The sequence below is a fragment of the Mannheimia glucosida genome, assembly GCF_046267875.1.
Lineage (GTDB): Bacteria > Pseudomonadota > Gammaproteobacteria > Enterobacterales > Pasteurellaceae > Mannheimia > Mannheimia glucosida.
Genome location: NZ_CP176502.1, coordinates 741,086 through 759,191, shown reverse-complemented (window position 1 = coordinate 759,191; position 18,106 = coordinate 741,086). Strand labels below are relative to the sequence as shown.

21 protein-coding genes are annotated in these 18,106 nt (G+C 40.6%); 13 read left to right on the top strand and 8 right to left on the bottom strand.

Annotated features, from left to right (window positions below; all coding sequences use genetic code 11):
- Positions 1–180: 180 nt before the first annotated feature.
- The 3 genes from napA to napF are packed head-to-tail and all read right to left on the bottom strand — an operon-like array spanning position 181 to position 3,525.
- Positions 181–2,679: a nitrate reductase catalytic subunit NapA gene (napA, locus tag ACJ7Z2_RS03825; RefSeq protein ID WP_409500834.1), complete on the bottom strand. Its 2,499-nt coding sequence runs from the start codon at positions 2,677–2,679 to the stop codon at positions 181–183.
- A 38-nt stretch (positions 2,680–2,717) separates the two neighbouring features.
- Positions 2,718–2,984: a chaperone NapD gene (locus tag ACJ7Z2_RS03820; RefSeq protein ID WP_006248701.1), complete on the bottom strand. Its 267-nt coding sequence runs from the start codon at positions 2,982–2,984 to the stop codon at positions 2,718–2,720.
- A complete protein-coding gene (gene napF / locus ACJ7Z2_RS03815; protein WP_409500833.1) occupies positions 2,977–3,525 on the bottom strand; it encodes a ferredoxin-type protein NapF in 549 nt (182 codons plus the stop codon). The genes ACJ7Z2_RS03820 and napF overlap by 8 nt, the downstream gene beginning before the upstream one ends.
- Before the next feature lie 175 nt (positions 3,526–3,700).
- On the opposite strand from napF, the gene ACJ7Z2_RS03810 reads away from it, so the two are divergent.
- Entirely contained in the window at positions 3,701–4,276 is a 576-nt protein-coding gene (locus tag ACJ7Z2_RS03810; protein ID WP_409500832.1) for an NAD(P)H-dependent oxidoreductase, read from the top strand.
- Positions 4,277–4,344: 68 nt separating this feature from the next.
- Here ACJ7Z2_RS03810 and ddc read toward each other — a convergent pair whose 3' ends face one another.
- Both ddc and ACJ7Z2_RS03800 read right to left on the bottom strand, forming a co-directional pair.
- Positions 4,345–5,880: an L-2,4-diaminobutyrate decarboxylase gene (gene ddc / locus ACJ7Z2_RS03805; RefSeq protein ID WP_154703779.1), complete on the bottom strand. Its 1,536-nt coding sequence runs from the start codon at positions 5,878–5,880 to the stop codon at positions 4,345–4,347.
- Between the two features lie 89 nt (positions 5,881–5,969).
- Positions 5,970–7,334, bottom strand: coding sequence for a diaminobutyrate--2-oxoglutarate transaminase (locus ACJ7Z2_RS03800; RefSeq protein WP_409500831.1), 1,365 nt, complete (start codon positions 7,332–7,334; stop codon positions 5,970–5,972).
- A gap of 434 nt (positions 7,335–7,768) precedes the next feature.
- On the opposite strand from ACJ7Z2_RS03800, the gene pdxA reads away from it, so the two are divergent.
- The 4 genes from pdxA (at position 7,769) to ACJ7Z2_RS03780 (ending at position 11,865) form a co-directional block, all read left to right on the top strand.
- The gene (gene pdxA / locus ACJ7Z2_RS03795; protein ID WP_154703778.1) at positions 7,769–8,770 is read left to right on the top strand and encodes a 4-hydroxythreonine-4-phosphate dehydrogenase PdxA; all 1,002 of its coding nucleotides are present in this window, start codon (positions 7,769–7,771) and stop codon (positions 8,768–8,770) included.
- 10 nt (positions 8,771–8,780) lie between these two features.
- Complete coding sequence (locus ACJ7Z2_RS03790) at positions 8,781–9,779, top strand: 2-keto-3-deoxygluconate permease (protein ID WP_409500830.1); 999 nt, start codon at positions 8,781–8,783, stop codon at positions 9,777–9,779.
- On the top strand, positions 9,776–11,005 hold the full coding sequence (locus ACJ7Z2_RS03785; protein ID WP_409500829.1) for a four-carbon acid sugar kinase family protein: 1,230 nt from the start codon (positions 9,776–9,778) through the stop codon (positions 11,003–11,005). Before ACJ7Z2_RS03790 ends, ACJ7Z2_RS03785 begins: the two co-directional genes overlap by 4 nt.
- A 104-nt stretch (positions 11,006–11,109) precedes the next feature.
- Complete coding sequence (locus tag ACJ7Z2_RS03780) at positions 11,110–11,865, top strand: DeoR/GlpR family DNA-binding transcription regulator (protein WP_409500828.1); 756 nt, start codon at positions 11,110–11,112, stop codon at positions 11,863–11,865.
- 89 nt (positions 11,866–11,954) lie between these two features.
- Here ACJ7Z2_RS03780 and rpmG read toward each other — a convergent pair whose 3' ends face one another.
- From rpmG to radC, 3 genes are all read right to left on the bottom strand, one after another.
- Positions 11,955–12,125, bottom strand: coding sequence for a 50S ribosomal protein L33 (gene rpmG, locus ACJ7Z2_RS03775; protein ID WP_005613503.1), 171 nt, complete (start codon positions 12,123–12,125; stop codon positions 11,955–11,957).
- 11 nt (positions 12,126–12,136) lie between these two features.
- Positions 12,137–12,373 carry a 50S ribosomal protein L28 gene (rpmB, locus tag ACJ7Z2_RS03770; protein WP_006251446.1) on the bottom strand — a complete coding sequence of 79 codons (237 nt, stop codon included), beginning with the start codon at positions 12,371–12,373 and terminating at the stop codon, positions 12,137–12,139.
- Positions 12,374–12,631: 258 nt separating this feature from the next.
- The gene (gene radC, locus ACJ7Z2_RS03765) at positions 12,632–13,330 is read right to left on the bottom strand and encodes a RadC family protein (RefSeq protein ID WP_409500827.1); all 699 of its coding nucleotides are present in this window, start codon (positions 13,328–13,330) and stop codon (positions 12,632–12,634) included.
- A gap of 159 nt (positions 13,331–13,489) precedes the next feature.
- Between radC and coaBC the strand changes: the two genes are divergently transcribed.
- The 8 genes from coaBC (at position 13,490) to crp (ending at position 18,077) form a co-directional block, all read left to right on the top strand.
- A complete protein-coding gene (gene coaBC, locus ACJ7Z2_RS03760) occupies positions 13,490–14,692 on the top strand; it encodes a bifunctional phosphopantothenoylcysteine decarboxylase/phosphopantothenate--cysteine ligase CoaBC (RefSeq protein WP_318006824.1) in 1,203 nt (400 codons plus the stop codon).
- The gene (locus ACJ7Z2_RS03755; protein WP_409500826.1) at positions 14,692–15,009 is read left to right on the top strand and encodes a hypothetical protein; all 318 of its coding nucleotides are present in this window, start codon (positions 14,692–14,694) and stop codon (positions 15,007–15,009) included. Before coaBC ends, ACJ7Z2_RS03755 begins: the two co-directional genes overlap by 1 nt.
- Before the next feature lie 5 nt (positions 15,010–15,014).
- Positions 15,015–15,188, top strand: coding sequence for a DUF1016 N-terminal domain-containing protein (locus ACJ7Z2_RS03750; RefSeq protein ID WP_409500825.1), 174 nt, complete (start codon positions 15,015–15,017; stop codon positions 15,186–15,188).
- Positions 15,175–16,014 carry a glycosyltransferase family 8 protein gene (locus tag ACJ7Z2_RS03745; protein WP_126301593.1) on the top strand — a complete coding sequence of 280 codons (840 nt, stop codon included), beginning with the start codon at positions 15,175–15,177 and terminating at the stop codon, positions 16,012–16,014. Before ACJ7Z2_RS03750 ends, ACJ7Z2_RS03745 begins: the two co-directional genes overlap by 14 nt.
- Before the next feature lie 33 nt (positions 16,015–16,047).
- Complete coding sequence (gene dut / locus ACJ7Z2_RS03740; RefSeq protein WP_409500824.1) at positions 16,048–16,503, top strand: dUTP diphosphatase; 456 nt, start codon at positions 16,048–16,050, stop codon at positions 16,501–16,503.
- A gap of 11 nt (positions 16,504–16,514) precedes the next feature.
- Positions 16,515–17,120 carry a nucleoid occlusion factor SlmA gene (gene slmA / locus ACJ7Z2_RS03735; protein ID WP_126301591.1) on the top strand — a complete coding sequence of 202 codons (606 nt, stop codon included), beginning with the start codon at positions 16,515–16,517 and terminating at the stop codon, positions 17,118–17,120.
- A gap of 2 nt (positions 17,121–17,122) precedes the next feature.
- Positions 17,123–17,341, top strand: a complete 219-nt coding sequence (locus ACJ7Z2_RS03730; RefSeq protein WP_006248722.1) for a YheU family protein — start codon at positions 17,123–17,125, stop codon at positions 17,339–17,341.
- A gap of 61 nt (positions 17,342–17,402) precedes the next feature.
- A complete protein-coding gene (gene crp, locus ACJ7Z2_RS03725; RefSeq protein WP_021280185.1) occupies positions 17,403–18,077 on the top strand; it encodes a cAMP-activated global transcriptional regulator CRP in 675 nt (224 codons plus the stop codon).
- The last annotated feature ends 29 nt before the right edge of the window (positions 18,078–18,106 follow it).

The window sequence follows — 18,106 nt, the reverse complement described above, 5'->3', positions numbered from 1 at the left end:
AAAAAAATTTGCAAATTTGACCGCTTGTTATATCACCCTCTCCCCTTGTGGGAGAGGGACAGATTTAACTTCGTTCAGAAGTTAAATCAGGGAGAGGGGAATAACTCCACCCTCTCTCTGCATAAATTGCTGAACGCAATTTATGCTGTCTCTCCCCCATCAAGGGGGAGAGTGCGTTTATTAAGCTTTCACCACTTTAACCGCACATTTTTTGAAGTCGGTTTCAAATGAAATTGGATCAGTCGCATCAAGTGTCACTTTGTTGATTAACTGACCAGCATCGAAGAAAGTCGAGTAAATCAAACCTTCCGGACATTTATTACGTCCACGGGTATCTAAGTTCGATACATATTCACCACGGCGTGAAATCACTTTCACTTTATCGCCGTGACGTAAGCCACGTTTTTTCGCATCATTTGGGTGCATCCAAACCAAGTTGGTTGGGAATGCTTTGTGTAACTCCGGTACTCGACGGGTCATCGTACCGGTGTGCCAATGCTCTAATACTCGACCGGTACAGAACCATAAGTCATATTCTTCGTCCGGTGCTTCCGCAGGTGGCTCGTATGGCACACCTAAAATCACTGCTTTTTTGTCCGCATTGCCATAGAATGCCACTTCTTCACCGGCTTTAACGTATGGGTCATATCCTTCACGGTAACGCCATAAAGTTTCTTTGTATTCGCCGGTTTTCTCATCTTTTACCACCGGCCAACGTAAGCCACGTACTTTGTGGTAGGTGTCAAAGTCGGCTAAATCGTGACCGTGACCACGTCCAAATTCCGCATACTCTTCAAATAAGCCTTTTTGAATGTAGTAACCGAAGTGATCTGCTTCATCATTCATATAGCCCGGAATGTTAGTTGGTACTTGATAGCTATCTACTTTGCCGTTGCGGTAAAGGATTTCGTATAAAGTTTTACCACGCAATTCAGGTGCTTTGGCTAATAACTCTTCCGGCCATACTTCTTCTACTTTGAAGTATTTAGAGAACTCCACTAACTGCCAAGTATCTGAACGGGCATTTGCCGGCCCTTTAACTTGCTGACGCCAGAATTGGGTACGGCGTTCTGCGTTACCGTAAGCCCCTTCTTTTTCCACCCACATACAGGTTGGAAGAATTAAGTCGGCCGCCACCGCTGAAACAGATGGGTACGGATCTGAAACCACAATAAAGGTTTCAGGGTTACGCCAGCCCGGGAAAATCTCTTCATTGATATTCGGACCGCCCTGCATATTGTTGGTACACATCTGCCATAAGAATTTCATTTTGCCGTCTTTTAAGGCACGGCTTTGTGCTGTAGCGTGGAAACCCGGTACATCAGGAATTGCCCCTGCCGGTAATTTCCAAGATTTCTCTACAATCTCACGGTGTTTCGGATTTGTGACCACCATATCTGCCGGTAAGCGGTGAATAAATGTACCCACTTCACGGGCAGTACCACAAGCTGACGGCTGGCCGGTGAGTGAGAATGGTCCGCAACCTTCTAACGCAATCTTACCGGTTAATAAATGGACGTTGTACATCATATGGTTTACCCACACACCACGGGTATGTTGGTTAAAGCCCATCGTCCAGAACGACACTAATTTTTGGTTAGGATCTGCATATAATTTTGCTAATGTTTCAAGCTGATCTTTCGGCACACCGGAAATACGGTGTGCTTCTTCTAATGTATAAGGGGCAACGATTTTCTTAAACTCTTCAAAATCGCTGTCATACATTTTACCGGCGGTTTTCGCATTGGTATTTTGTTGTAATTTGTGTTCAGGGCGTAAACCGTAACCGATATTGGTTTCACCACGTTTAAATTTGGTGTGTTTGTTCACGAAATCCCAGTTTACTTTATCGTTTTGGATAATGTAGTTAGCAATGTAGTTTAAGATTGCTAAATCTGAGTGTGGTTTGAAGATAATCGGTGTATCGGCTAATTCAAACGAACGGTGTTCGTAAGTAGACATTACCACCACTTTCACTTTGTTGTCTGATAAACGGCGATCAGAAATACGAGACCATAAAATCGGGTGCATTTCTGCCATATTTGAACCCCAAAGCACAAACGCATCGGTTTTTTCGATGTCGTTATAGCAGCCCATCGGCTCGTCCATACCAAAGGTACGCATAAAGGCAACCGCAGCGGACGCCATACAATGGCGGGCATTTGGGTCAATCGTATTTGAACGGAAACCGCCTTTCCAAAGTTTTACTTTCGCATAACCTTCAAAAATGGTTGTTTGACCTGATGAGAACATACCTACTGCATTCGGGCCGTCATTTTTAATAATGGTTTTGATCTTCTCCGCCATAATGCTAAAGGCTTGCTCCCAAGAAACCGGCGTGAAATCGCCGTTCTTGTCGAATTTGCCGTCTTTCATACGCAACATTGGCTCTTGCATACGGTCTGCACCGTACATCATTTTGGATAAGAAATAACCTTTAATACAGTTTAAACCACGGTTTACTTCTGCATCCGGGTCACCTTGGGTCGCGACTACTCGTCCGTCTTTCGTTCCTACCAGCACGCTACAACCTGTACCACAGTAACGACAAGGGGCTTTATCCCAACGAATACCCGTATCATCTGCCTGAACGTTTTTCACAGGAATCATAATTCCTGCGGCTGCAGCAGCTGCCACAGCGGCGTTCGCTTTCATAAAATCTCTACGATTGAGTTCCATAACTATGTCCCACGTTTGGCTTCAAAAATAATCATTAATCACTGTTCATCAATGTAATTAGAAATTAAAGACACCACAATCACGCCTTTAATATCTCTTACTTGATCGATTCGATCGGAAAGGGCTAAATGCACATTGCTTTCGATCGTCACGACCAATTTGCCTTCATCTGTTTTCTCCCCGTGAATTTCGGTATGAGGAATCTTCAGAATCTCGGCTTTTACTTCTTCCAATTTTTCCGGTTTTGCCTGCACCACGAGGCTGCATACATACCAGTTTTCCTGTTCGGATAATTTTTCACTCATCTCTGTTTGCCTGTATTTGTAATGGCTGAATTTTTATCGCACTTGTCGGGCAAACGCTCAAACAAGCCCCACAGCCATTACAGCTTTCTAAATTTAATACCATTTCGGCAATGCCGCCTAAGCTCGGGCGGAAACGAATCACTCTCATCTCACAGCTATCACCACAGCTTCGGCATTCCGTTCCCAGCTTTAATAAACAGCCGGCTTGAATCTCAATTTTGTGGCTCCAAGCCTGTTCTGAAACCGCTCGGAATACCTCCGCCTCGCAAGAATGCACGCATTTTTCACAAAAGGTACATTCACCACGGCTAAAATCAATTTCGGGGTAGCCCGCAGCACCTTTTACAATAATCTGGGTTTCGCAAGCCTGAATACAGTTACCGCAAGCGGTGCATTTTTCTAAAAAATTTGCTAAATTAGCCCAAGGCGGACGAATCGGCTCATACCCTTGCTGACTGACTTTTTGGCTTTTTAACGAGTCTAAAAATTGCCCTCGCAAAAAGCTACGGCGAGGAAGTGATTGATTAGGATAATCAGTCAAGAAAACACCTTTTTACTCATCACTATAATAGGCTAAATTATCTAATGTTCACTTAAAACCGTTCATTCCTCAAACGGGGTATTTGCCGGTATATTCGCCAAAACATTGATTTTCATCAAAGAAAGTTTTGCTAAAATCTTCTAGTAGCTGCCTCGACACAGTAAAGGAAAACGCTATGAATCACCTGATTATTTACGCACACCCGAATCCCTCCAGCTTTAACCATGCGATTTTGGAAAAAACGATAGCAGCTTCCGTTCCAAATAAGGTGGTTGTGCGAGATCTCTACCAACTTAACTTCAAGCCGATATTAGGCTGGGCTGAATTTCAAGGCACACTCAGCCAACACTATGAAGCAGATGTGGCAATTGAACATCAATACTGGCGTGAAGCTGATGTGATTACGTTAATTTATCCGCTTTGGTGGATGGGCTTTCCGGCAATTTTAAAAGGGTATTTAGACAGAGTATTAAGTTACGACTTTGCCTATCGTAACGGGGAAATTGAAAGTATCGGCTTGCTGACCGGCAAAAAAATGCAACAATTTGTAACGCTCGGTAATTCCAATGAAAAATATGAACGAAAAGGCTTTTTAGCAGCATTTGAACATACGCTGGGAAAAGGGCTGTTTGAGTTCTGTGGGATTCGTGATGTAAAAATGCACTATTTCGGTAATATTGGACTAAAAGAAACCGATTATGCAACCATTTTGCAACAAGTTTCAATATCTTGTAGAGAAATCTTAAAATAAGCAAGCGGTTAAATTTTACTGTTTTTTTGCAATAACGTAAATTTAACCGCTTGTACCATTAGGATAACTTAGTCAATCGGTGGTACATAAGTCCCATTCACAATTGAATCTTTAATCCGAGCTGCTTCTGCCAACACCTGAGCTAATAATGCTTTTACGTTTTCAAGTGTTGCAATCGGACTTAAGGTAGTCATTTTCAGTGATTGATGCTCACCGACTTTGGTCACACCGATATTCGCTTCGCCACGAGCAAATAATTCATCTGCCACATTTTGGTTTAAGGTATCCACAAACTCTGCCGGATAGCCTTGTGGCACAACACGGAATAAGACTGAGGCAAATTGTGCCGGCACTAACATTTCCAAGCCATCGGTAGCATTAATGTAGGCTTCCACTTCTTTAGAAAGATAAACCCCGTGGTCGATCATCGAAGCGTATAGATTTTCGCCCAAGGCTTCAACGGTAAACCATAATTTTAACGCATCAAAACGGCGGGTAGTTTGTAATGATTTTGACACCAAATTCGGTACGCCGTGTTCTTCGTCATATTCCGAGTTCAGGTAGTCTGCCTTGTAATCAATAAAGCGGTAATTCGCTTCATCTTTTAATAAGAACGCCCCACATGAAATCGATTGGAAGAAATGTTTGTGGAAATCAAGGGTAATCGAATCGGTCAATTCAATGCCATCTAAGAAATGGCGGAAATCTTTCGACAGCAATAATGCTCCACCCCAAGCAGCATCAACGTGAACCCAAGCCTGATGTTCATCGGCTAATTTGCGGATCGCTTTTAAATCATCAATCGCACCGGCATCGGTCGTGCCTGCGGTTGCGACGATACAAGCCACAATTTTGCCTTCGGCTTTTAAATCCGCTAAGGTTTTCGCAAGGGCTTCAACGTCCATTTGTGCATTGGCATTTGACGGCACAGTCACTACTGATTGGAAACCCATTCCCATCATTGCCATATTTTTTTGCACAGAGAAGTGAGCATTTTCCGAACAAACCACTTTCACTTTTTGCATTGCATCGGCAGGAATACCGTCGGCTTGCACCGACCACTCTGAACCGTCTGCCTTTTTCCAATGGTTCGCTATCGCCCAGTCACGAGCCAATAATACGCCCATCAGGTTTGATTGCGTACCACCTGAGGTAAAGACTCCTGAAGTTCCTTTGCCATAGCCGACTTTTTGACGTAGCCAGTCAATTAAATGCTCTTCCATAATCGAACCTGCCGGGCTTTGATCCCAAGAGTCCATTGATTGGTTGGTGGCATTAATTAACACTTCTGCAATTTGGCTGGTTACCATTGTCGGGCAATGTAAGTGGGCCAAAGAATGAGGGTGGTGAACTTTGAGGCTTGGCTTTAAGAAAATTTCCACCAAATGTTCCAGTGATTTTTGCACGCCCACACCGGCTTGGGTTGGGTTAAAGCCGTTGATTTTTGCACGCAACTCTTTAATTGAGCCACCGGTGTACATTTTTTCTTCTTTCAGCCAATCTGAAACCGCTTTTACCGCATTGTTCATCGCCGATTCATAATCAGCAATCGATTTTGGATCGCTACAGAACAGGGATTGTCTGTGTTTTTCTAGGTTTGACATTATTTCTATCCTATTGGTGTAGGGGCGAATAAATATTCGCCCCTTTTTACATTAGGGCGAAAAATGTTTCGCCCCTACCATTCTAACTATTAACCACGCACCGCTTTCACTGCTTCGGTAACAGATTGCTTGAAGCGTTTAATAAACTCTTCACATTCTGCTTGGGTAATATTCACGGCACAAAGAACACGCACCACATTACCGCCACGTCCGCCACGCTCTAATAACAATTTGTTTTTAAAGCAGTATTTTTGAATTGCAACGGCTAAATCGCAATCACGCGGGTATGCACCTGTTGCATCTTTTGGCTGACGTTCATCAACAATATCAATTCCCATCATTAAGCCTTTACCACGCACATTGCCGATACAAGGTAATTCTTTGCTTAATTCACGTAATGCGTTAGTTAAGTATTCGCCACGCTCTTGTGCGTTTTTCGCTAAATTCTCTTCACGCATAATTTTAAGCGATACATAGCCGGTTGCCATTGCTAATTGGTTACCACGGAATGTACCGGTATGACCTGCCGGTTGCCAAGCGTCAAACTCTTTTTTGATCGCTAATACCGCAAGCGGTAAGCTACCACCAATCGCTTTTGACATTACTACGATATCCGGCTCAATGCCTGCGTGTTCAAAGGCAAACATTTTCCCTGAACGGCAGAAACCGGCTTGAACTTCGTCCACAATCATTAAGATGCCGTGTTTTTGAGTAACTTCACGCACTTTTTGTAAGAAGCTGATTGGAGCCGGCACTACACCACCTTCACCTTGAATGGCTTCAAGGATCACCGCTGCCGGTTTTACCACGCCGCTTTCAACATCTTCAATAAAGTTCTCAAAATAATGTTCAACTGCTTTTGCACCGGCTTCGCCACCAATGCCAAACGGACAGCGGTATTCGTGCGGATAAGGCATAAACTGTACGCCCGGCATTAAGCCTTGTACTGCATTTTTCGCACTTAAATTACCGGTGAGCGATAACGCACCATGGGTCATTCCGTGGAAACCACCGGAGAAAGCAATTACGTTTCCACGACCAGTGTAGGTTTTGGCTAATTTAATTGCCGCTTCGTTAGCATCTGCACCAGACGGGCCAGTAAATTGGAGGATATATTTATCTTTTGGAAAGAAAGAGAGTAATTCTTCCGTAAAAGCATCTTTTAACGGAGTCGTAATATCTAACGAGTGTAAAGGTAAACCACTGTCTAATACATCTTTAACTGCTTGGATTAATTTAGGGTGGTTATGACCTAATGCAAGCGTTCCTGCACCTGCTAGGAAATCGAGGTATTCGTTGCCTTCAACATCAGTTACCCAAACGCCTTGTGCTTTTTGGTAAGCAAAAGGTAATTTACGTGGGTAGCTACGCACGTTTGATTCCATTGCATCTTGGCGATCTAAAAAATATTGGTTTGAAGCAAGAACGGCTTGAATAGGAGTTTTAATTGTCATTGAAAATAAACCTTCTACAAGAGGTGAAAAAAATAAGTCGGGTGCCTTGCGGAAAGCCTAAGCTTTCTATTCCTAAAAGAATAGATGCCATGGGGCATTTGACTCGCTACTTATTAAAAAAAGCGTTTCAGCTTTTTTGTTTTTACCCTATATGCCCCTAAGGAATAACGAAATTGGGATAGGTTGGAAACAGACTTAAATGTAGGGTTACATTTAAGGGGGGCTATAATACTCTTTTTTATGGAAAAGGGAAGCTTTATCTAGGTAATGACTGACATTTTACTTTCCTACTCTATCTAATCCACCCTCCCAAAAATGATTAAAATAAATCAAAAAGATTGTAAATATTCATTTTTGTGATATTAATCACATTTTTATTACTTTATTTACGATATACTTCGCTCAAAATGATTAATTTCAATCAAGGAGTAAAAATGAAACCTATCTTAGGAATTACGATGGGAGATGCCGCAGGTATCGGACCAGAAGTTATTATTAAAGCATTGGCTGATAAACGGATTTACGAGTTAGCACACCCAGTTGTGATCGGTGATCGAAAAATTATGCAACGAGCCTTATCTATTGTTCATTCAGAGCTGAAATTAAAAACACTAAATGAACTAGATAACTTTGTTGCAGAATATGGCGTTATTGATATTTTAGATTTGGATAACCTACCAGAAGATTTACCTTTTGCTCAAGTCGATCCTCGTGCTGGTAAAGCCGCTTATGAATATATTGAGAAAGCTGTTAATTTAGCAATGGGAGGAAAAATCCACGCTATTGTTACAGCCCCTTTAAACAAAGAAGCCTTGCACGCAGGAGGTAAGTTATTTCCCGGTCATACTGAAATTCTAGCAACTCTTAGTAATACCAAAGATTATTCAATGATGCTAACCAGTGAAAAACTTAATGTTATCCACGTTACTACTCACGTTCCACTTCGTAAAGCCTGCGATTTAGTTACCAAAGAAAGGGTTGCCACTGTTATTGATTTAGCAGAAGAAAATGCTCGTATTCTCGGTTTTAAAGAGCCTCGTATTGCTGTTGCAGGTTTAAACCCTCACTCGGGGGAAAACGGAATGTTTGGCGATGAAGATCAAAAAGAAATTGTTCCCGCAATTCAAGCAGCTCAAGCTAAGGGATTTAATGTTACAGGCCCTGTACCGCCAGATACTTTATTCCACCGTGCAGCTAACCTAAATGAGTTCGATATTGTTGTTGTGATGTACCACGATCAAGGGCATATTCCAATCAAATTATTAGGTTTTGATACAGGCGTAAATGTTACTGTCGGTCTTCCATTTATTCGGACATCTGTCGATCACGGTACTGCTTTTCCAATTGCAGGAAAGGGTATTGCAGATAGCCGTAGTATGACTGAAGCACTCTATTTGGGTGCAAAAATGGCAAACATCAAATATGCAACACACTAAGGAGATTAATATGTCTACTCAAGTATCTAAATCCATCGTTCCGATATATGATGGTATGAATAAAATTCCCGGAGGAGCAATGGTAATACCGCTAATTCTTGGTTCTATCATTGGTACATTCTTTCCTGAATTTTTAAATTTAGGTTCATTTACGACCGCGTTATTCAAATCATCAGCAGGGCCACTTATCGCACTACTAATTTTCGCAACAGGTATGCAGATTACGGTAAGAAGTTCTGGACCTGTACTTGCTCATACAGGGCTCATTCTATTATTTAAAACAATTATTCCTGCTCTGTTAGTCGTTATTTTAGGGTTATGGGTAGGAAATGATGGTGTTATGGGTGTTTCTTTATTAGCAATGCTAACTGTTGTAGCCAACTCAAACGGAGGAATTTGGTTAGCATTTACAGGAAAGTATGGTGACTATAGAGATAAAGGAGCTTATGTTGCCTCTGCTGTTAATGACGGTCCTTTCTTTGTTTTACTATTTTTAGGTGTATCAGGATTAGCAGATATTCCTCTCTCATTAATGCTTGCCGCTGTTATTCCTCTGATTGTTGGTATGGTTATTGGTAATTTAGATCCTAAATGGACAGAGCTAATGAAACCAACAGGTGCAATCGTTATTCCTTTCTTTGCTTTTGCATTAGGTACAGGTATTAACTTACAAGCCATTATTACTGGCGGAGCAACAGGTATTATTTTAGGTATCGTAGCTTCTCTCTTTACAGGTTTCCTTGTATTTATCGGCTACAAAACTATTTTAAAACGGGGTAATCAATCAGGGATTGGATTTGCAGCAGGTACTACCGCAGGAAATGCCATTATTACACCTGAAATTGTTGCTCAAGCAGACCCTACACTAGTACCTTTTGTTCAAACAGCCACTGCACAAATTGCAGCTGCAGTATTAGTTTCCGCTATTTTAGCTCCATTATTTGCAGCTTGGGTTTTAAAACGTCAAGGTGGATTAGTACAAGAACCTGTAAAAGGAGAGAACCTATGAAAGAAACACTCTTAGTTATTGCAGATGATCTTACTGGTGCAAATGATACTGCCGTTATGTTTGCTGAAGCAGGATTTAATACTATATTAAAAACAAAAATTTCAGCATTAGCACAAATTCACTCTGATAAAGCTCAAGTAATTTCTGTTTCTACAGATTCAAGAGCTATTGGCGAAAAAGCAAAAGAACAAACTCAAATTGCAATTAACAATGCTATCCAAAATGGTATTGGGCAAATTTACCTCAAAATTGATTCTACAATGAGAGGTTCTGTTAAATATCAGATTGAAGGTGCTATTGAAGCTTGGTCTAGTTTATATCCCGAGGCCAAAGCAATTATTTGTCCTACCTATCCAGAAATGGGAAGAACGATAGAAGCTGGTCATTTATATGTTAATGGTGTTCCTGTAAATGAAACTGCCTCAGGCAAAGATCCTATTTGTCCTGTGCTGTCTTCCTCTATGCAAGAATTATTACCTGATGCCCAAGTAATCCCGTGTGATACCGTTGATAATTTACTGACATCTATTGAAAACAGTGAATATCAGCAGATCATTATTGATGCCAAAACGCCTAAAGATCTTGAAACTATCGCTCAAGCCATAAACCATATAGGTCATAAAATTATTCCTGTTGGCTCCGCTGGATTGGCACAGAAGTTGAAAAATATCCAAAATCAACTGAAACCAGAGCAAGAACTTAAATTAGGTAGAGCATTAATTGTCGTAACCTCAATTCACGAAACAAGTCAGCTACAAGTTGATGAATATATTTCAACTTTAGGTGGAAAATCTATCGTATTTAATCCTTCTCCTTCGCAGCTGATTAACTACTCGCAGTCTGAACATTCACTCAAACTACAATTAAATGCTCTAATACGTTTTAGTAAAGATAATGTGATTATTCGGGCAAATCCAGCAAAAGTCGTAAATGCAAAATCTGCCAATATCGCGGAAACTGCTAAAGAGATTTCTCAACACTTAGCTGATTTAAGTAAATTCTGTCTTGATAATGAAAAATTTGATAGCCTTATATTATTTGGCGGAGACGGTGCAGCAGCACTATTAGATCAAATGAATGTAACAGAGATGAATGTACAATATGCGGTAGTACCGGGCGTTCCTTTATGCTCCATTGAAAAGAGTAGATATTCAGGTATCATTGTAATGACTAAATCAGGAGGATTTGGAGACAAAACACTCTTAAGCCATATAATGAATAAGTAACAACAAAGAACCTAAAACAACAATGTTTTAGGTTCTTTAATTTTAACTATCTTATTTTTAAAAAATTACTTATAGTAAAAGCAGTCAAAAATAAGAGAGTTTATATGTCTAAAAACCGCCTAGAACAAATTTTACTATTCCTAAAAAGCCACAATATTGCTACCGTAGAGCAACTGGTAAAAGTAACTGGGGCTTCTCCTGCAACTATTCGCCGTGATTTAATAAAATTAGATGAAGAGGGTGTGGTAATTCGCACACACGGAGGGGTCAGTTTGAATCAATTTATCCCGTTCCAGCCAACTACAAATGAAAAGCAGCTTAAGCAAATTGTCGAAAAAGAACGCATAGCTGAATATGCCGTTTCTCTGATTTCTCCGGGAAATTCTATTGTTTTAGATGCTGGCACTACAACATTATGCATCGCAAAAAAAATTGCTCATATGCCGCTTCGGGTGATTACAGCAGATCTACATATCGCTTTATTGCTCTCTGAATATAAGCAAATAGAATTAATTATTACGGGAGGAAGGGTAGATAACAGCAGCCAATCCTGCATTGGCAATCATAGCTTAACTTTATTAGAAAATATTAATCCTGATATTGCTTTTGTCAGTTGTAACTCTTGGAGCTTAGAAAAAGGTGTTACCGCACCAACAGAGGAAAAAGCTAATCTAAAAAGAATGCTCCAACAAAATGCAACACAAAAAATCTTAGTTGCCGATAGCAGTAAATACGGAAAATATTCCCTGTTTTGTGCAACTCAACTCAATAACTTTACGCAAATTATCACAGATAAAGGGCTACCTAATGAATATAGCCAAGCCCTATCAAACAATGACTTTAAACTCTCATTAGTTTAATGATAGAAGCGGTTGTTTTTTCTTGATTTTTTGCAAAGCTATATACGAAAAAACCCAGCATTTGCTGGGTTTTAAATCTGAAAGCAAAATTATTTGATTTTTGCTTCTTTGTAGATAACGTGTTTACGCACAACTGGATCAAATTTTTTGATTTCCATTTTTTCAGGCATATTACGTTTGTTTTTATCTGTTGTGTAGAAGTGACCAGTTTCTGCTGTAGAAACTAAACGGATTTTCTCACGAGCGCCTTTAGCTGCCATTTTTTAGCTCCTTAGATTTTTTCGCCACGAGCACGGATTTCAGCTAATACTGCATCAATGCCTTTTTTATCAATAATACGCATACCTTTCGCAGTTAAACGTAAGGTTACGAAACGGTTTTCGCTCTCAACCCAGAAACGGTGAGTGTGAAGGTTTGGTAAGAAACGACGTTTTGTCGCATTCATTGCGTGTGAGCGGTTGTTACCAACTGCTGGACGCTTGCCGGTTACTTGGCAAACTCTTGACATTTGAATTTCTCCAATAATTTTAAGCTTAAAAATGGTTCGGGCGATCTCACAAAAGGCGTTGCTCAACCAACCCCTCCGATTTTGATTGCCTCGTCAGGCATTAACCCGACCACAGTCTATGTAATAAAGACTGCGGATTATACCGATTTCATTTGTTATATTCAAGTAGAATTTATATGCGTATCTTTTACTGTTTCAGGAGAAATGTTAAAGGTTACATAAAGCAAGCGGTCATTTTCTATCAGAAATTTGCAAAAATTAATGCTCCTGCATCTCTAATTTCTCTTCCTCAAAGGAAAAATAGTCCCCTTTGCCGACAATAATATGATCCACAAAGCGAATATCAACCAATTCGCACGCCATTTCGATCTTTTTAGTTAAACTTCTGTCCGACTCACTCGGCAGACAAGAACCTGAGGGGTGATTATGAGCCACAATAATCGCCGCGGCATTATATTTTAACGCTCTTTTAATAATTTCTCGGGGGTGAACAGCAGTTTGATTAATGGTGCCAAAGAACATTTTTTCTTTATAAATCAATCGGTTTTGGTTATCCAAAAACAACACCATAAAGACTTCCCGTTCTTCTTCCTCCAACTCGGTTTGGAAATACATAATCGCCATATAAGGGGCTTGAATCATCTCGCTAAATTCCATCTGCTGAGCCAAATAGCGTTTAGTCATCTCTTTAGAGGCTTGTAACTGAATGTATTTAGTTTTTCCTAAACCATAAATTTTACAAAAATCATCAATATTTGCATTCAGTAATTGGCGTAACGAGCCAAATGCAATCAATACACTCTCTGCCAATGCCAACACAGGCACAGCTTTCGTTCCTGTCCGTAGGAAAATTGCCAATAATTCGGCATCAGTTAATGAGGCTGCACCCTGTGTTAATAATTTCTCACGCGGCATTATTGTTGGCTCTTGAGAATCTTCATCAAAAAAATCGTTCATTTTTTCCTCCATCAATTTCGTTAAGCATAAAAGAGCCAACCTTTGCAGACAAAAGGATTTATTCAATTTTTCGAGCCAGATCGCAAAAATAGTGAAGTTGTGAGCAATTCCTTATTCCGCTAAAATACGCAAAATGAATCCACGCTTAAGGATAGAAAGATGTTACAAAACAAAAAAATTTTAGTCGGCATTACCGGTGGGATTGCTGCCTATAAAACCATTGAATTTATCCGCCACTTAAAAAAGGCAAATGCGGAAGTGCGTGTAGTGCTTACCCCTGCGGCAGAAGCCTTTGTAACACCTTTGACCTTACAAGCGATTTCCGGCAATGCGGTTTCCACCTCGTTGCTTGACCCACAAGCCGAACTGGCGATGGGGCATATTGAGCTGGCAAAATGGGCGGATTTGATCGTTATCGCCCCGGCAAGTGCCGATTTTATTGCCCGCCTGCGTATGGGAATGGGCAACGACTTACTTTCCACCCTCTGTCTTGCAACTGCAAGCCCGATTTTGCTTGCACCGGCGATGAATCAACAAATGTACAAACAACTGGCGGTGCAAGAAAATATCACCACCCTCATCTTTCGAGGCATACAATTTATCGGCCCGAATAGTGGCTTCCAAGCCTGTGGCGATGTGGGGGCAGGCAGAATGTCTGAGCCTGAAGAAATTTACCAAGCGGTGTTGGCTCATTTCTCCAACAATCAAGATTTAGAGGGCTTAAATGTAACCATTACCGCAGGCCCGACTCGTGAGGCGATTGACCCTGTGCGTTATATCAGCAACCACAGCTCCGGCAAAATGGGCTATGCGATTGCCAACGCCTTTGCCGAACGTGGGGCGAACGTTACGCTGATTAGCGGCCCGGTGAATTTGCCGACACCGAAAAATGTGGAACGAATTAATGTGGAATCTGCGGTTGAGATGGAGCAACAAGCGGTCAAATTTGCTCAAAAATCTGCGATTTTTATCGGCTGTGCTGCGGTTGCCGATTACCGAATGGCGGCAGTCTCTGACCAAAAAATTAAGAAAACCGATGCCAATGATGAACTCACGCTAAAATTGGTAAAAAACCCCGATATTATCGCTAACGTCGCCAATCTTGCCGAAAATCGCCCTTTTGTGGTTGGTTTTGCCGCAGAAACGCAAAATGTGGCGGAGTACGCTAAATCGAAACTCGAACGCAAAAATCTGGATATGATTTGTGCCAATGATGTCTCAGGCGGACAAGTGTTCGGGCAGGATCAAAATGCGTTGCATTTGTTCTGGAAAAATGGTGAAAAAACGCTTCCTCTGGCGGATAAAAGCAAATTGGCAGAAAGTTTGGTACAGGAAATTGTAAAACATTATCGAGAAAAATAATGAAATTACTGGTTAGCTATTTTCATCAAGGCGAAGGGAAATTTCCTACATTCTCAGCTGGTACTGCCGTTCGATTAGGGAGTGAATGTGTAAACTACCCAAACTGGTTTGCCTGTGAAATTGACGGTTGGAAAACCTTTGTGCCAAGCCATTTTATTAGCGAAGATAAATTGATATGCGATTATAACCCAACGGAACTTGTTGCAGCACAAGGCGAGAGAGTAGAACTCCTTGAACTACATTACCAATGGGCAATTGTCAAAAGAGAAAACGAAATTGGCTGGCTACCTTGTGAAATCTTAAGGGTAATAGGATGAAAATTATGCAACTTACGTCAAATCAGTATATCAACGACATTAAACATATTCTTTTATCTTCTCGCCCAAAGGTATATCAAGCCGTAAATTCAACAATGGTCGAAGCCTATTGGAAAATTGGCGAACGAATTGTGCAAGAAGAGAAAAATAGGGTCAAAGATCAAAATGAAAAAGTATAATATTGTATTTGCAGCAGATAAAAACTACCTGCCATATTTAGAGATTGCCTTAAAATCACTATTAGCTCATCATAGTCATTTATCTATTTTTATATTGAGTACTGGCGATATTTCTCACCACTGGATAGAAACATTACGCCCCTATTTAGAAAATAGATATTCAACATTAAGACTTGGCTATTTAGATTCAAATAATTTAGCAAATTTTAACTCAAACGGCTATATTACCACTTCAACTTATCTACGATATTATATTGAAGAACTATTTGAACACAGCGATAGCCCATATTGGATTTATTTAGATTGCGATCTTGTAGTTAATGGAAATATTACGGATCCATTTACAAACCTAGATTTTTCTTTTGGAAATATTGCTGCAATTGCTGATCCTTATGTAAACAAACTAAAAAATCATCCCTATATTTACAAAAACTATTTCAATGCTGGTGTATTTTATCTAAATGCAAAGCATTTTAGTAAGCAACCATTTATAAAGCTTACTGAGAGATTTAAAGAAAATTTACCATTTGGGGATCAAGATATTCTTAATTACTGCTTTCAATATAATTGGATTGAGTTAGATCGAAAATATAATTATCAAACAGAACATTTATTAGATGATATTGCCCAGCAAAAAATTTCGCCAAATTATATTCCACATATAATTCATTTTACTGGAGGAATAAAGCCATTAGAAGGTAAATTTAATTCAAGTTACGTTGAAAACGTTGCAAGTTTATTTCGATTTTACCACAACACAAGCTGGGAAATATTGACTGAACTTCCAATTGGAACGATACAATTAAAACCTTTTATAACTGAATAATATAGTTTTAAAAATTTACAAAAAGGACAAACAATGAAACAAATTGATTTAAAAATTTTAGACAGCCGTATTGGTACGGACTTTCCATTACCGGCGTATGCGACAGAAGGCTCAGCAGGGTTGGATTTACGGGCGATGCTCAACGAGCCACTGACGGTAAAAGCCGGTGAAACGGTGCTGATCCCAACAGGGATTTCAATTTATATCGCCGACCCAAATTTGGCGGCAGTGATCTTGCCAAGATCAGGTTTAGGGCATAAAAACGGGATCGTGCTAGGCAACTTAGTTGGCTTAATTGATAGCGACTATCAAGGTCCGCTAATGGTTTCACTTTGGAATAGAAGCCAAGACGATTTTACCGTGAATGTGGGCGACCGCATCGCTCAGTTAGTCTTTGTGCCGGTGGTGCAGGCAAGTTTCAACATTGTGCAAGAGTTTGAACAGACCGACCGTGGCGAAGGCGGTTTTGGGCATTCAGGTAAGCAATAATAGGATTGGCAATGACAGAACCTAAAATTAAAATGCCGAAAAAATCAGTGGTCGAACGTCGCCAACAAGTGCTGGAAGTGTTAATCAGCTTGTTAAATTCGGAAGAAGGTATGCAGCGAGTAACTACCGAGCGTTTAGCCGCTGCAGTGGGGGTGTCGGAGGGGGCGTTGTATCGCTATTTCCCAAGTAAAACCAAGATGTTTGAAGCGTTAATCGAGAAAATCGAGCAAACCCTCACCAGCTATATTCACGCTAATAAACGCCAAGACAGCAGTGCCAATTCGGTGCGAGCCATTCTTTATGTGATTTTAGAATTTGCTCGCAAAAATCCGGGTGTTACCCGCATTCTGACTGGACATGCCTTGATGTTTGAAGAGGAGCTGCTCAAAGCTCGAGTGGCAAAATTCTTTGATAACTTGGAGTTACAATTTGCCAATATTTTGCAACTTAGCAAACTGCGTGAACGCAAGAGCTTTGAAGATGAGAGAGCCTTAGCCGGTTATTTAGTGAATTTCTGCGAAGGACAATTTTTACGCTTGGTTCGTTCTAATTTTAGCTATAACCAACACCAACATTTTGAAAAACAGTGGGCATTTATTAAGCCTTTATTTGATTAATTATGATTATACCTTGGCAAGAACTCGAAGAATCAACTTTACATAATATTTTGGATTCCTTCATTTTACGAGAAGGCACAGACTACGGGGAAAGGGAACTTTCTCTGGCGGAAAAAAGAGAACGATTACTCACACAACTTAAGGCAGATAAAGTGGTGATTGTTTGGTCGGAGTTACACGAAAGCCTTGATATTAAAGACAAAAAATCTTTTTTAGGCTAACCTTTAATTTCGTGTTAAAATTCTAAAAATTTAACCTAGTATAAGAGTTATAGGAAATACTATGCAAGATATGACACTTTCAACAGCTCCTCTGGAAAATGTAACTCCTCCGCCCTCTATTCACGACCCCGCGGTGGAGTGGTTTTTAACCCATTGTCATATCCATCGTTATCCGGCGAAATATACACTCATTCACGCCGGTGAAGATGCGGAATCGCTTTTCTACATCGTGAATGGCTCGGTGTCGGTTTACATCAAAGATGATGAAACCAAAGAGATGCTCTTAACTAACTTAGGCACAGGTGAGTTTGTCGGTGAATTAAGTTTATTTGAAGAAAAAGTCCAACAACGTACCGCTTACGTCCGCACCAAAGGCCCGTGTGAAATTGCGGAAATTTCCTATAAAAAATTCAAACAGCTAGTCCATTTAAACCCCGATATTTTAATGTATTTATCGGCACAAATGGCTCGCCGTTTACGTCAAACTTCACGCCAAGTCGGTAATCTTGCCTTTTTAGACGTTGCCGGTCGCATTGCTCAAACCTTACTCAACTTGGCTAAAATGCCAGATGCAATGACTCACCCAGAAGGTATGCAGATCAAAATTACTCGCCAAGAAATCGGACAAATGGTCGGTTGCTCTCGTGAAACCGTGGGACGCATTATGAAAATGTTGGAAGACGAAGGCTTGATTTCTGCTCACGGCAAGACCATTGTGGTATATGGGGCAAGGTAATTCTGAATGTAGGGCAGGTCCTGTGCTTG

Excerpts from the sequence above, each read along its gene's own strand:
- slmA (WP_126301591.1), top strand. The coding sequence starts at position 16,515 with ATGACAGAACCTAAAATTAAAATGCCGAAAAAATCAGTGGTCGAACGT.
- rpmG (WP_005613503.1), bottom strand. The coding sequence starts at position 12,125 with ATGGCAGCTAAAGGCGCTCGTGAGAAAATCCGTTTAGTTTCTACAGCA.
- rpmB (WP_006251446.1), bottom strand. The coding sequence starts at position 12,373 with ATGTCAAGAGTTTGCCAAGTAACCGGCAAGCGTCCAGCAGTTGGTAAC.
- coaBC (WP_318006824.1), top strand. The coding sequence starts at position 13,490 with ATGTTACAAAACAAAAAAATTTTAGTCGGCATTACCGGTGGGATTGCT.
- ACJ7Z2_RS03730 (WP_006248722.1), top strand. The coding sequence starts at position 17,123 with ATGATTATACCTTGGCAAGAACTCGAAGAATCAACTTTACATAATATT.
- ACJ7Z2_RS03750 (WP_409500825.1), top strand. The coding sequence starts at position 15,015 with ATGCAACTTACGTCAAATCAGTATATCAACGACATTAAACATATTCTT.
- ACJ7Z2_RS03790 (WP_409500830.1), top strand. The coding sequence starts at position 8,781 with ATGTCTACTCAAGTATCTAAATCCATCGTTCCGATATATGATGGTATG.
- ACJ7Z2_RS03745 (WP_126301593.1), top strand. The coding sequence starts at position 15,175 with ATGAAAAAGTATAATATTGTATTTGCAGCAGATAAAAACTACCTGCCA.
- ACJ7Z2_RS03810 (WP_409500832.1), top strand. The coding sequence starts at position 3,701 with ATGAATCACCTGATTATTTACGCACACCCGAATCCCTCCAGCTTTAAC.
- ACJ7Z2_RS03755 (WP_409500826.1), top strand. The coding sequence starts at position 14,692 with ATGAAATTACTGGTTAGCTATTTTCATCAAGGCGAAGGGAAATTTCCT.
- napA (WP_409500834.1), bottom strand. The coding sequence starts at position 2,679 with ATGGAACTCAATCGTAGAGATTTTATGAAAGCGAACGCCGCTGTGGCA.
- ddc (WP_154703779.1), bottom strand. The coding sequence starts at position 5,880 with ATGTCAAACCTAGAAAAACACAGACAATCCCTGTTCTGTAGCGATCCA.
- ACJ7Z2_RS03800 (WP_409500831.1), bottom strand. The coding sequence starts at position 7,334 with ATGACAATTAAAACTCCTATTCAAGCCGTTCTTGCTTCAAACCAATAT.
- pdxA (WP_154703778.1), top strand. The coding sequence starts at position 7,769 with ATGAAACCTATCTTAGGAATTACGATGGGAGATGCCGCAGGTATCGGA.
- ACJ7Z2_RS03780 (WP_409500828.1), top strand. The coding sequence starts at position 11,110 with ATGTCTAAAAACCGCCTAGAACAAATTTTACTATTCCTAAAAAGCCAC.
- dut (WP_409500824.1), top strand. The coding sequence starts at position 16,048 with ATGAAACAAATTGATTTAAAAATTTTAGACAGCCGTATTGGTACGGAC.
- radC (WP_409500827.1), bottom strand. The coding sequence starts at position 13,330 with ATGAACGATTTTTTTGATGAAGATTCTCAAGAGCCAACAATAATGCCG.
- ACJ7Z2_RS03820 (WP_006248701.1), bottom strand. The coding sequence starts at position 2,984 with ATGAGTGAAAAATTATCCGAACAGGAAAACTGGTATGTATGCAGCCTC.
- ACJ7Z2_RS03785 (WP_409500829.1), top strand. The coding sequence starts at position 9,776 with ATGAAAGAAACACTCTTAGTTATTGCAGATGATCTTACTGGTGCAAAT.
- crp (WP_021280185.1), top strand. The coding sequence starts at position 17,403 with ATGCAAGATATGACACTTTCAACAGCTCCTCTGGAAAATGTAACTCCT.